The following is a 12757-nucleotide window of genomic DNA, read 5'->3' as shown; positions in this document are numbered from 1 at the left end:
CCACCATGGCTACGACGGAGAAGGTTAAACGCATTTCCGATATAAGAACCTGGGAAGGCGAAATACCCCTTTACGCCCGGTATACTGTTGGTTTAGCCGGGGAGCGCTTCTTCCGGGAGATAAAAGACAATGCCAGAATAATGGGGACAAAGTGTCTCCGCTGTAATATCCTCTACGTCCCGGCACGCCTTTATTGCGAACGCTGCTTTTCCGGGCTGGAAGAATGGGTGGAGGTTCCGCCCCGGGGAGAAGTTCATACCTTTACTGTCCTCCACCAAGATCTGGAGGAAGAGCCCCTGGAAAAACCCCTGATTTTAGCCTTCGTAAAACTTGAAGGAGCCGACGGCGGCCTTGTGCATTACCTCGGTGAAGTGGATCCTGGGGAAGTATACATAGGAATGAAAGTGGAGGCCGTCTTCAAGCCTGCTGAGGAGCGAGAAGGGGGAATAACAGATATAAAGTATTTCAGGCCCACGGGAGGAAAATATGCTGGAATTTGAGATAGTGGAAGAGGGACAGGGCAAGCTCATACAACCTCCAGATCTGGAAGCTTTCCGGGAGTGGAACCGTCAAAAGCCCAAAGCCCTTGTTGATAAGCTCATGACAGAGCAGGAAGCTGTAAGCCGCTTCATCCACGACGGCGACTATCTGGCCACCGAGCTTTACGGCACTGTGCGCTGTCCCATGTCTCTAACCCGCGAGATTATCCGCCAAGGCAAGAAGGACCTCCGGATAGCGGGGCAGGGGGTGCTGGAGCTGGATTTGCTCCTGGCGGCGGGCCTGGTCAAACAGGTGGAAATAACCTACATAGGCCTGGAAGTGTATGGGGTTTCCAGTGCCTTACGGCGGGCAGTAGAAAGTGGCCAGGTTGAGGTGGTCTCCGATTGGTCCAATGCAGCCATAGCCTGGCGCTTTAAAGCTGCTGCTATGGGTGTCCCCTTCATTCCCGTCCGCTCTATGCTCGGAAGTGATACCCTTAAATCCAGTGCGACCAAAGTGGTGAAATGTCCCTTTACGGGCCAGAAAGTAGCGCTGCTTCCAGCCTTAATAGTAGACGTAGCCATAATCCATGTCCACAAAGCAGACCGCTACGGCAATGCTCAAATTGAAGGAATAAGCGGGTTTGCTTTTGAGCTGGCCCGCGCTGCCAAGCGCCTTATAATAAGCGCTGAAGAAATAATCCCCACTGAAGAAATCCGGCGCTATCCGGACCGCACCATAATTCCCTACTTTCTGGTGGACGCAGTAGTCCATGCTCCTTTTGGCTCCCATCCTGGAGAGATGTGTTACCTCTATGCCCGAGATGAAGAGCTCATAAAAGAATGGGCTGAGGCTTCTCAGACCGAAGAAGGAGCCAGGGCTTACCTTGACAAATACGTATACAGCGTCCGAAATCACCAGGAGTATCTGGAAAAAATTGGATGGGAGAGGCTGGAGAAACTCAGGGAGAGAGCTGAGAAAAGGAGGTAATGTATGGTAGCCAGGAATTATAACCTTACAGAACTGATGATTTGCGTGGCCTCGCGCCTCATGCCCGATTCCACCACAGTCTTTATAGGCACCGGCATCCCGATGCTGGCAGCAGCCCTGGCCCAGAAGCTTCATGCTCCCAATCTGATCCCCATCTTTGAATTTGGAGGGATTGGAGCCACCTTGGAAGAGCTTCCTCTCGCTGTAGGCGAATATAACACCTTCCGCAAGGCCCTCGCTGCTTCAGGTATATGCGATATTATGGAAACAGCTGCCAGAGGGTTTATAGAGTATGGCTTCATAGGGGGGGCTCAAATTGACCCTTACGGGAACGTTAATTCCACAGTCATTGGCGATTACCACAGACCGAAGGTAAGACTTCCAGGAAGCGGTGGAGCCAATGATGTGGGTTCCCTCTGCTGGCGTATCATAATAATAATGCGCCACGACCGACGCCGTTTTGTGGAAAAAGTGGATTTCATAACAACGCCAGGCTACCTCTGGGGACCAGGCGCAAGGGAAGCAGTGGGCCTGCCCAGAGGCTCAGGCCCCTACCGTGTGGTCTCAAATTTAGCCCTCCTGGGGTTTGATGAAGAAACCAAGAGGATGAAGCTCTTAGCCACACACCCCGGCATTACTGTCCAGGAAGTAATAGAAAACACAGGTTTTGAACTGATAATCCCTGAAAAGGTGGAGCAGACCGAACCACCCACTGAGGAAGAGCTCAAGGTTTTGCGGGAGGAAATAGACCCTACCGGCCTTTACATCTCTAAGGGTTAAACTTAAAGCACCTTGTAGCGCTGGAGCACTTCCTTCAAGGGGGGATTGATCTGCTTCGTAGCCTGCTGAATCAGTCCTTCCAGTATTGCCTTACCGAACCGCTCCCGAATTACTTCCTGCTGGATCTGAAGGAAAAGGCGATACATTCTGGCCAGCTCTTCTATGCGCAATGATGGGTCGGTGTGATCTTCAATGCGGCTGCGATGGAAACGGATCGGGAGCGCAGCGGCACGTTTGTTCACCTCTTCTTCACATGTGAAATCTTCCGGGCCAGCACGGAAAGGTTTGGTAGCCTGACACAGAAGTTCCGCAAACTCCCGGAACGCCCTCCGCAGGCGAACTTTGTCCAGGCTTCCCGGGAGCGACAGGCCAGCCACATAGAGGGTGTAGATGATTTTACTGGTTTCAAATTCCGTTAGATTGCAAATCTGCGCCACTTCGGCCACAGTGCGGGTGCCATCAAGAAATTCCCACACCCTTCGTTCTTCTTCAGTTAAGACCAGATCTTCCTGTTGCCCTTTGCCATCTACCCGCTCAAAGATAGCCTCTGAAGAAGGTACCACACGCTGGATTATGGTCCAGTTATCTACCCAGCGTGCACCGTTGAGAAGGAGGTTCTCTGCACTCATTCTAAGGATGAGACAGCCTTCCGGAGGGCCAACCCGCTGATCAAAGGTAAAAGTTCCCTCCTGCCAACGGAAAAGGTCGTATATATCGTTTAAAATTTGCTCAGGATCCCTAATTGGTCCCTCAGGCCTCTGGGAAGTGGCACACACCGGCCGCCCCTCGTGGAAAGAAATAGAACGAATTGACTCTCCATCCGTTACGTATAGGGTACCGCTGTGGTGACCGGAAGCAATTAGCTTTATAAGGTCAGGGAGATGGAAGTTTCGCAATTCTCCTTTGAGGATGAGCAGCCCCCCGTAGAAAACCTCTTCGCCGCGCAAGTGGCGGATAATCCCTTCCAGCCATTCTCTTTCCACTCGCGTACAAGTAGCATTGCGGGCAAGAATAGCATAGTGGAGAGGATCTCCCTGGGCCTGGCGCTGGGCTTCATTGAGTTCCTGTTCCCGGTGACGCAGGAATTCCAGCCTGCGCTCTAAAAATTTAATGGCCCTTTCCTGAGGAAATTTGTTGAGGAAAAATATACCCAGGTCGTAATCGGAGCGTGTTGGCTCCTGCGAAGCGAGCGCTTCTTCCATCCTGACGAAGAAAGCATCAAGCCCTTTATCGGTTATGTGGTAAACACTGCGCTCTGGCCCTTCACCGTGAGTACGGACTTCCACCACCAGCCCCTGGCGGTGGAGTTTGGTCAAGGAATAATAGATAGCTGCTGGGCTCACACTCCACCAGAGGTCTATACCCACAGCCTGAATGTGCTGAAGGATTTCGTAACCATGCATGGGCCGGTCTATAAGAAGACCCAGAACCAGCAGATCATTGTGGGTAAGAATCAGCTCTTTATTCATGAAAATTCCTCCTCATAAAGGTATTATACCGAAATTCTGCCTGAACTCCAAAGCGCTGCATTCTTTGCGATCGCCCCGGAGATGGGTCCGGGACTGAATCTGGAGGCGGAAGAGCCGGTGGCAGTGAGGGGGCTGGCGCAGGAGAGGGCGGAAGCGCTGGTTCAGCGGCTTTAGCCCCCATTGACTGAAGACGGCCAACCAGCTGAAGCTTAAGCATGCGCCGAGTGAACCGGATCCAGGCAAAACAGATAAGCCCCAGGGCCTGTTTTCTTCGTTTGATGACAGAGGAGAAGGGAGAATCAGTGGGCTTTTTTGGCGAATGTTGTCATTATCAGGAGTTGTGCTATAATAACTCTGCTCCTTTTGCTGGTTCCATGAAAAGGGGCTAAATAGTCGGGCCTCTGCCGGAGTTTATGTTTTAGGCAAACTCAAAAGCCCGCTAAGCCAATAGTCCGGGCTCTCCGGAAGGAAGGAGTAAGGATTCCTGCAGTATCGGGGGTCTGGTAGGAGCTTCCGCTCCTTGAAAGCCCGCAAACACTGGAAATTATCACCAAGGAGAAAAGGCCTTGAAAGAGCTTGGGAAAACCCTATTTTATATCCGCTACTCCTTGGGCAACTTCGCTAACACTATTGCCTATCAAGTTTTCGGCAACCGCATCCAGTTTTACTATGTGGACATCCTGGGCTTAAACGCAGCAGTTGCCGGGATAATCTGGAGCATCTACGGTATCTGGAATGCCCTCAATGACCCACTGATGGGCCAGGTTTCCGATCGAACCCGCACTCCAATGGGTAGACGCGTCCCGTATGTCCTCTTTGGTGCTATCCCTTTAGGCCTCTCCTTTTTCTTTCTATGGACACCACCGGGCCATAGTCCTGCTGTGCTGGCTGTGTACTTTTTCCTCATCCTCTTCATCTTTGATAGCCTTTACAGCCTTACCTGGATCGCTTACACTTCCCTCTTCCCGGAAATCGCCATAACCGTGCGAGAGAGGGTAAATTTATCGGCGGCGCGGGAAGTCCTGGCAGTTATCGCCCTTCTGCTGTCCTACATTTTGGCCCCCATCCTGGCTGAAAATGTGGGATACATATGGATGGGCGCCATCATGGGAACAATTATCGCCATCGGATACTTGATATCAATATTAGGCATCCGGGAACGCCCCTTTAAGGGAGAGGAAGACGCAGTAAGCCTGCTCCGGGCCTTAAAAATTGTGCTCTCCAGCCGTCCTTTCCGGTGGTTCCTGGGCGCAAACATAGCGAAGGAATACATCTGGTTAGTTCTGGGGGCAACGCTTCCCTTCTGGCGCAAGTATGCTCTGGGCATCACAGGCAAAACGGAAATCTTTGGAATTGTGATGAGTCCTGGGGATGCGGAAGCTATTCTGCTGGGTTTGCCTATTTTGCTCACAGCTCCCTCCGTTTTGCTCTGGCGACCCATTGTCCCTCGTTTGGGCTATCGTAAGGCCTGGATCGTGGCCAGCTTTGTCTTCATCCCCGGGCTCCTGCTAATGGCCTTTGCCCACGATTTTTACATGGGTCTATTGGGGACTATTCTGGCTGCCCCTGGACTGGCGGGCTCCATGATTATGCCATTTCCGGTCCTCTCGGAAATTGTGGACCACGACGCAGCCCGACACGGTTACCGCCGGGAAGGGATTTTCTTCGGAATGAATGCCGGGATCATCAAACTGGCTTTCTCCGCTCAAGGCCTACTGTTTGCGGGAATAATGTCCGCCGCCGGATACGTTGCCGGAAGTGATATCCAGCCTGCCAGCGCGATTATGGGGATTCGCTTCCTTATCGGAATCACGCCAATCATCGCTTGCCTTATCATCGCCTATTGCATGTACAAATATCCCTTGGGGCGAGCTCGCGTGGTCAAGGGAGCGCTCGTTCAAGAACCCACCGGGCTGCCCTGACCCTTAAGGAGGGACCATGCCTATCCCGCGGAAAGGTCGTCCTAAAGAGGAAATTTTTGCTGAATTGGCGCGCTTCAAAGCCCATGACCTGGACTGGAAAGCAGGGAAAGTATGGGCTTACGTTTACAATCCAGGAGATGAAATCCGCGAATTGGTCGACCAAGCCTATACAATGTTTCTCACCGAAAACGCTCTGGATCCAACAGTCTTTCCCAGCCTGTTGCGGCTGGAGGTAGAAGTTGTCAGAATGCTGGCGGATTTGCTGCGAGGGGATGAAAAGGTTGTGGGGAACGTAACTTCTGGGGGAACGGAGAGCATCCTGCTGGCAGTAAAGGCAGCGCGGGATTGGGCCCGCGCCGAACGGCCTGAAATCACCGCCCCGGAAATGGTGCTCCCAATGACCGCCCATGCTGCCTTCCACAAAGCGGCTCATTATTTTGGAATTAAACCTGTGCTTGTCCCGTTCAATCCTGAAACATACCGTGCCGACGTAGAAGCAATGCGGAAAGCTATCACCGAAAACACCATTCTCCTGGTCGCTTCTGCTCCCTGCTATTCCCACGGGGTTGTAGACCCTATAGAGGAAATCGGAGCTCTGGCCCGGGAGGAAGGGCTGCTCTTCCACGTAGACGCCTGCGTGGGAGGCATCCATCTCTCCTTTATGAGAAAGATGGGTTACCCTGTGCCTGACTTTGACTTCGCAGTGCCTGGGGTCACGTCCATATCCGTGGATATGCACAAATACGGATATGCGGCAAAGGGATGCTCCGTCATCTTATACCGTGACAAAGAACTGAGACGCCACCAGATTTTTGCCTGCTCAGAAACGACGGGTTATGCCCTGATCAACCCAACTGTACTGAGCAGCCGCACCGGTGCGCCGATCGCCGGAGCATGGGCGATTCTGAATTATCTCGGGGAAGAAGGATACTGCCATATTGTGCGAGCTGTGCAGGAAGCCACCCGGAGGCTCATGGATGGAATCAACGCTATAGAGGGCCTGCGGGTCCTGGGTAAGCCAGATATGTGCATGTTTTCCTTCACCTCTGACACGATCAACGTCTTTCAGTTAGCCGATGAAATGCGGCGGCGGGGATGGTATCTCCAACCCCAACTCTCCACTCCCTTATCTCCTCGCAGCCTTCACGTCTCAGTGACTTACGGTTCTATCCATGCTGTGGAGGCACTGCTGGCTGATTTAAAAGAAGCGGTGGAAACAGTCCGAAAGATACCTCAGCCGGATCCACAATTGGTTCAGGCAGTGGCCACAGCGCTGATGGAAAACCCATCACCGGAGGCCATCGCCCGGGTGCTATCCGGATTGGGTATTAAAACCACTGAATTGCCCGGGGACACCGCCTTCATTAATGAGGTTTTGGATACGCTGCCCGACGAGGTAGTTAATCACCTGCTGATTTTCTATTTTAACGACCTTTATGCGTGAAAAATAAAAGGAGGCAACCTTGTGCGATACACTGGTCGCCGTCGGTTCAGCAACAGCTGATGGAACAGTTATCCTGGCGAAAAACAGCGACCGAGAGCCCAACGAAGCCCACATGTTAGTCCATCTTCCGCGAGCCTACCATGAACCTGGAAGCACGGTAAAATGCACCTACGTAGAAATCCCTCAGGTTCCGGAAACTTATGAGGTCCTTCTCTGTAAGCCCTTCTGGATCTGGGGCTGCGAGATGGGCGTAAATGAACATGGGGTCGCTATTGGCAACGAAGCAGTCTTCACCCGTGACCCTTACCACAAAGGCCCTGGTCTAATTGGGATGGATTTCATCCGGTTAGCACTGGAGCGGGCGGAGACTGCCCAGCAGGCTTTAGAGATCATCATCCAGCTTCTGGAGACTTACGGACAAGGAGGTAATTGCGGATTCCGCCACAAAACATATTACCACAATTCCTTTATAATTGCCGATCCACAGGAGGCCTGGGTACTGGAAACTTCCGGAAAACAGTGGGCTGCGGAACAGGTGCGGGATGTCCGTTCCATCTCCAATGGATTGACCATCGGCTCCCGGTGGGACAGAGCCTCCTCCAATCTGGTAGAGCACGCCCTGGAAAAGGGCTGGGCTAAATCGCGGGAAGATTTCCATTTCGCCCGATGCTATTCTGACTTCCTTTACACCCGCCTGGATGGGTGTCAGGCCCGCTATAGCCGCTCCATGGAACTACTGGAAAAACAAAAGGGGGCCATCACGGTAGAAACAATGATGGCAGCGCTGCGGGATCACGGTCCCAAAGCCGAAAAGGATCCTCTTTGGAATCCGGGCCGGGGCTGGCTTATGGACACTATATGCGTTCATGCTGGCTTTGGCCCAACCCGCCCCAGCCAATCCGTTGGAGCCATGGTGGCCCACTTAACCCCCGGCATGCCTGTCGTCTGGGTTACGGGTACTTCGGGTATATGCACGAGCATATTCAAGCCGATTTTCTTGGGGGCAGGTCTTCCCGGGGGCGCCGTAGCCGATAAACTCGGCCTCTCCATTCCCCCTTCCGGCACCTACGATCCGCGTACCCTCTGGTGGACTCACGAACGGTTACACCGGGCTGTTATCAGAGACTTTCCGACCCGGATGGCCCTTTACCGGGAGGAACGGGACGCTTTGGAGAGGGAATTCATCAAAGAGGCCACAGAATTACAGGCCCACTATCGGGATGCAGACCCTGAAATACGAAAAAAGCATCTACTGGAGTTTACAACTTCCTGCTTTGAGCGAGCGGCGGAGGCCACCGCTCGCTGGATACAGCGCGTCCTGGCAACTCCCATAAAGCATCGTCCACCTCGTCTCTTCTCCCTGGCCTGGGAACGATTTAACCGGGAAGCCCGATTCCCTTCTGAAGAGGCTTATAAAGCATAAGGAAGGTGACCATGAAACGGGTTATCAGAACAGCCGGGATTATATTCGGAGTCCTGATAGCGCTTTTTCTGGTTTTGGAAATTGGGGAGCGAATATATCTTGAAGCACCCCTGAAGACCGACTTCTATGGCTCAATCTCACGGCAGGAAGTGCGCGACTATCAGGAAAAAATCAAGGTTAAGGTAGCAACGGGGCCGGGGTGGGCGCACCTGGGCTGGATCGCGGACCCGGAAAAGGAGCATTACGAAGTGGAAAAGCGGGTAGGAGATACCTGGATTCTGGTTGGAAAAGCCAGGTACGGCTCCTTCCTGGTGCGTGAAAGCGGCGAATTCAGGGTTGTGGCGGTTTCTTCACGCGAAAAAACCCGCCGCACCTTGGGAAATGTAACCGTTAACATTGAAACGACCGAGCCCCCACCCCTGTTTGTGCCGCGCATCGCCGGAGAGTGGCGGCTCCTGTTTTTGCCGCGTAAATGGGGTTATTACATCAATGACCATACCATCTTCCGCGATGCCGAAGGAAACTGGAGGCTAATTGGAATTACCTCTAAAACCGATGGCGACCCTAACTCGGAAAAATACTTTGCCGTAGGGGTCAGCACTGAATTTCCACCTCCAGACGGGATGGTGGAAGCAGAACCAGTGGCAGATTTTGGGGAATTAGCCTGGGCCCCTCATGTGATCCACGACGGAACCCGATACCGGATGTTCTGGTCCCCTCACAAACTGCATCAGATGGAGTCAGCAGATGGCATTCATTGGGAAAATCACATCGTAACCATGGCAAAGCCGATGCACAAATTTTTCCGCGACCCGATGGTCCTTCAGGTTGCACCTGGCCAGTGGTTGCTCTATGCGACTGCCCGCGGCCTATATTTTTCGCAAATTGACCTGTACCAGTCCTTTGATCTGGTCCGGTGGCAATACATAAGGACAGCTCTGCGCAGTTCCTTCGGCAGCGAGAGGAATTCGCCCTTTGCTTCTATGGAGTCGCCTTTTGTGATTAATTACCGGGGACGCTACTACCTTCTCTTCACGTATAACAATGAATCCTTTTTCCTCCACGGGATCTTGATGCTGTTCAAAATCTGGTTGAACCGCGAAAGCTACAACGAAACCCTCGTCTTTCACTCCGACAATCCTTACGACTTCGGAGTATACAGGGGGCGCCGCAATTCTCCAACTTTACTGACAACTCTCAGGGCTCACGCTCCCGAGATCATCTGCATTTCTGAGAACTCTTGTTACATAACCACTGCAGGGTGGCCCTGGGTGGCGACATTGACCAGAGGAGAGGTCGCCATCGCTCCACTGGTTTGGGAAAAAGCGCCTTCCAGTAAATAAACCAGGCTGCCCACCCTCAGGCATAAGGGGGGCAGCTCAAACTCTTCACCGGCCCGGATTTCCCGAACACCCTGGGGGAACTATCCCATATACCAGACCCATTTGGGGCCACGCATGTCTCTGATGATATCCGTGGTGGAAAGGACTCCGATGGGTTCACTGCCTTTTTCGGATTCAATGGTAACGATTACCCGATGGATTTTGTTTTCCAGCATTATCCTGGTAGCCTCTTCCACCGGGGTATCGGGGTGCACGGAGATGACGGGCGATTTCATGATATCTTTGGCTTTATAGCTGGAGATGTCCTGGCCGTAAAGGGGGAGAATATCCATGTGGGAAATTATGCCCTTTATGTAGCCTTCGGGGCCCGTAACCACTATGGCGTGGACATCAGTATCAGCTATGACTCTTATTACCTCCTGAAGGGGAGTTTCCGGGCCGCAGGAAATAACGCCTTTGTGCATTATGTCTCTAACGAGCTTCTTCATCTTGCCTCCTTACGTTTAGATTAAAACATCGGCGAGGCCGACCCCCCGAACTGAGAGTAGCGGCCTCGCCGAGTTCCCGCCCCAGCATGGCGGTGCCGTTAGAACAACGGCGGCATCGTAAGGGCCGGATGGCCTTTCTCCTCAAGGTAAGCCAGAAGCTCTTCCACGGTGGTAGCAACCCTTTCGTCAGCTATCTTGTCCAGAAGGTCAGGGTCACCCTCTCGCTCGCAAACCTTCTGGAGTTCTTCCTTCATGGTTTCCTTGAGGAAGCTGGACATCCACACGATGCGCTTGAAACCACCATCGGCCCTGATAAACTTCTTGGAGAGGAGGAAGTATTTGCCCACACCCATTACGCCCGGAGTCTGGAGACCACCGCCAGCCATTCCTGCCAGAGTGGAGAAAGTCATCCCAGCTGGGGTCATGGATGGATCCTCGCGGCTGACCACCATGAAGCCGTTGGCCTCTGGGATCACCATCATCAAACACTCGAAGCACCCGCAGGCGGTCATCGGGTTCTCCATGATGGAATACATGGCTACCTGCTCAACGTGCCCGTGGGAAGCCTGCTTTACGAAGCGGTTAATGCCTTCAAAGTAGCCCTTCCACTCATCCAGAACTTTGCCTTTGGGAATAGGCTGGTTGGGCCCTGTGGGATTAATCTGGTGGGAAGCCTTGCAGTCCAGCCAGTTGTAGGCCCCGCACAGCCCCAGGCGCTCCGGGCTTATTATACAAACGTGGTTGGGGGCGAAGCTCTGGCAGAGGGTGCAGGAGTAAAATTCCTCCACGGCTTCATCCGTCATCTCCTCCAGACGGCGGTTGCGGATACTGTAGGCTTCGCGGGCTTTCTGGAGCCACTCCTGGAGAAGGTCTTTATCGGTGATTATCTTGACCTGAACTTTGTCCACGATGGCGCCAAAATCGGAGTGGAACCGGGCATGGAGGATTTTGCCGAAGTGTTCCAGCCTGAAGCCGGCCTGGGCAGCTTTCTTGGAAACCCGGATCCAGGCGATATCCCTCTGGCCTATGTGCTGGATGCCCGAGGCACCGTTGATGAAGTAGTGGATCTGGCGTTCAAGGACAGGTTCAAAGTCTTTCTGCATCTTGCGCCCGGCTACCTCTACAACTATGCCCATGTCCATGGCCCCGCCTTCCGGCACCTCGTCAAAATCGGGCCCTATGACCTCAATCTTGCCGTCCTCCACCTCTTCCAGAGGCTTCATGTAGAGGTATTCAAAACAGCGGGAATCTTTCCCACCAAACTCCACCCTCATGTCCTGGCGGCGCACTCTCTCGCCTTCAAAGGCGGAGCCGTAAGGGACAGGAATATCTATGCGGGTTATCTTGACTTTGACTCCCCGGACCTCAATGCATTTTTCTACAAGCCTCCTGGCCCTCTCCAGGTCGTCCTTGGCCTCAATGTCATCAAAAGGCATGGAGATGACGTGTTCGTATTGGGTTATACCGGTGGGGAGAATCTGGGGGATAATTGTGTCGGCGATGACCGGGAAGCCGTAGTTTATGGCACCGGCAGCGGTGGCATACTTGAGGTCATCCACTTCCCCAAGGGCCAGGACAAAGGCGAAGACCCTGTATTTGTTGTAGAGCAAGATCTCTTTAGCCTGACCCGGCTTGAGACCACCGAAGCTCAGGGCGGAGCGGGTGGCAAATCCCAGGGCATAAATGGCTGAAATGGTATCGGTGCCAAAGGGGATAATGTAAGTATCATAGCCCATCTCCACCCCTTCTTCCATGAGCTGGTGGATGATAGAGCGACCGTTGACGTTGCCGCAAAGGAAGATAAGGATGTTGCGCTGCTGGAGCTCCCGGACAATCTGGACAGCCACTTCATTGGATTTGGCACAGCCCACGATAGCCGCAAAGCCCGGCATTCGCCCGTCCACCAGCTGGATGCCCCAGGCTCGCATCTGAGAGTCATCAATGGGGCCATTGAGGCGAGTTCCCTCCTCGCCTTTCATAAAGTCGGGGGCGGTGAAGCTGGCGGAAGGGATGTAATACCCACCCCAGGTTATCTTTTCGGGCTCAAGGCCGTAAGCGAAGCGGATACCTTCAATGGCTTCCTCAGCCAGGAGGGTAGCTGCTCCACAGTCCAGCGTTTCCCCCAGGTAAGGAAGCCAATGCTTCTCTTCAGGGATAGGATGCAAAAGGCTTCTGGCTATCTCCAGAACTTTCTCCAGGTCTTTCAGTTTGGTGACCTGAATACCGGTGAGGCCGTAGATCACTGGAAGGTAGTAAGCAGTGTTGGGGAAGGCCACTTTGGTCTCCGGGCCAAGCTCCTGGAGAGCTTTCTGAAGCATTTTCTCCGCTTCATTGACGATGTAGTTGGCACCTCTTATTGCACGGGTGGCAATATACCGGGACATGACCTACACCTCCTTCAGGAGTTTCTTCAATCGT

Annotated in this window: 10 protein-coding genes; 7 read left to right on the top strand and 3 right to left on the bottom strand. The window is 53.2% G+C overall.

The genetic code is table 11. The features are described 5' to 3' along the window. Nucleotides 1–5: 5 nt before the first annotated feature. From NZ653_00730 to NZ653_00720, 3 genes are read left to right on the top strand one after another with little or no spacing between them, the layout of a single operon-like run. On the top strand, nt 6–500 hold the full coding sequence (locus tag NZ653_00730; GenBank protein ID MCS7285654.1) for a Zn-ribbon domain-containing OB-fold protein: 495 nt from the start codon (nt 6–8) through the stop codon (nt 498–500). Next, nucleotides 487–1470 carry a CoA transferase subunit A gene (locus tag NZ653_00725; protein MCS7285653.1) on the top strand — a complete coding sequence of 328 codons (984 nt, stop codon included), beginning with the start codon at nt 487–489 and terminating at the stop codon, nt 1468–1470. Before NZ653_00730 ends, NZ653_00725 begins: the two co-directional genes overlap by 14 nt. A gap of 3 nt (nt 1471–1473) precedes the next feature. Continuing rightward, nucleotides 1474–2250, top strand: a complete 777-nt coding sequence (locus NZ653_00720) for a 3-oxoacid CoA-transferase (protein MCS7285652.1) — start codon at nt 1474–1476, stop codon at nt 2248–2250. A gap of 2 nt (nt 2251–2252) precedes the next feature. On the opposite strand, the gene NZ653_00715 is transcribed toward NZ653_00720, so the two are convergent. Then, nucleotides 2253–3719, bottom strand: a complete 1467-nt coding sequence (locus tag NZ653_00715) for a DUF4388 domain-containing protein (GenBank protein ID MCS7285651.1) — start codon at nt 3717–3719, stop codon at nt 2253–2255. A gap of 566 nt (nt 3720–4285) precedes the next feature. Here NZ653_00715 and NZ653_00710 point away from each other — a divergent pair. The 4 genes from NZ653_00710 to NZ653_00695 are packed head-to-tail and all read left to right on the top strand — an operon-like array spanning nt 4286 to nt 9851. Beyond that, nucleotides 4286–5641: an MFS transporter gene (locus NZ653_00710; GenBank protein MCS7285650.1), complete on the top strand. Its 1356-nt coding sequence runs from the start codon at nt 4286–4288 to the stop codon at nt 5639–5641. 16 nt (nt 5642–5657) lie between these two features. Further along, nucleotides 5658–7085 carry an aspartate aminotransferase family protein gene (locus NZ653_00705; GenBank protein ID MCS7285649.1) on the top strand — a complete coding sequence of 476 codons (1428 nt, stop codon included), beginning with the start codon at nt 5658–5660 and terminating at the stop codon, nt 7083–7085. A 19-nt stretch (nt 7086–7104) separates the two neighbouring features. Beyond that, nucleotides 7105–8508, top strand: coding sequence for a C69 family dipeptidase (locus tag NZ653_00700; protein ID MCS7285648.1), 1404 nt, complete (start codon nt 7105–7107; stop codon nt 8506–8508). Between the two features lie 11 nt (nt 8509–8519). After that, complete coding sequence (locus tag NZ653_00695) at nt 8520–9851, top strand: hypothetical protein (protein ID MCS7285647.1); 1332 nt, start codon at nt 8520–8522, stop codon at nt 9849–9851. A gap of 80 nt (nt 9852–9931) precedes the next feature. Here NZ653_00695 and NZ653_00690 read toward each other — a convergent pair whose 3' ends face one another. Both NZ653_00690 and acsB read right to left on the bottom strand, forming a co-directional pair. Next, nucleotides 9932–10339, bottom strand: a complete 408-nt coding sequence (locus NZ653_00690) for a CBS domain-containing protein (GenBank protein MCS7285646.1) — start codon at nt 10337–10339, stop codon at nt 9932–9934. A 98-nt stretch (nt 10340–10437) separates the two neighbouring features. Then, nucleotides 10438–12723, bottom strand: coding sequence for an acetyl-CoA decarbonylase/synthase complex subunit alpha/beta (gene acsB, locus NZ653_00685; GenBank protein MCS7285645.1), 2286 nt, complete (start codon nt 12721–12723; stop codon nt 10438–10440). Between the last annotated feature and the right edge of the window lie 34 nt (nt 12724–12757).

The sequence above is a fragment of the Anaerolineae bacterium genome, from assembly GCA_025062375.1.
In the GTDB taxonomy this organism is placed as follows: Bacteria; Chloroflexota; Anaerolineae; order SpSt-600; family SpSt-600; genus SpSt-600.
The sequence above is the reverse complement of the archived record's forward strand: the minus strand, read 5'-3'. Positions and strand labels throughout refer to the sequence as shown.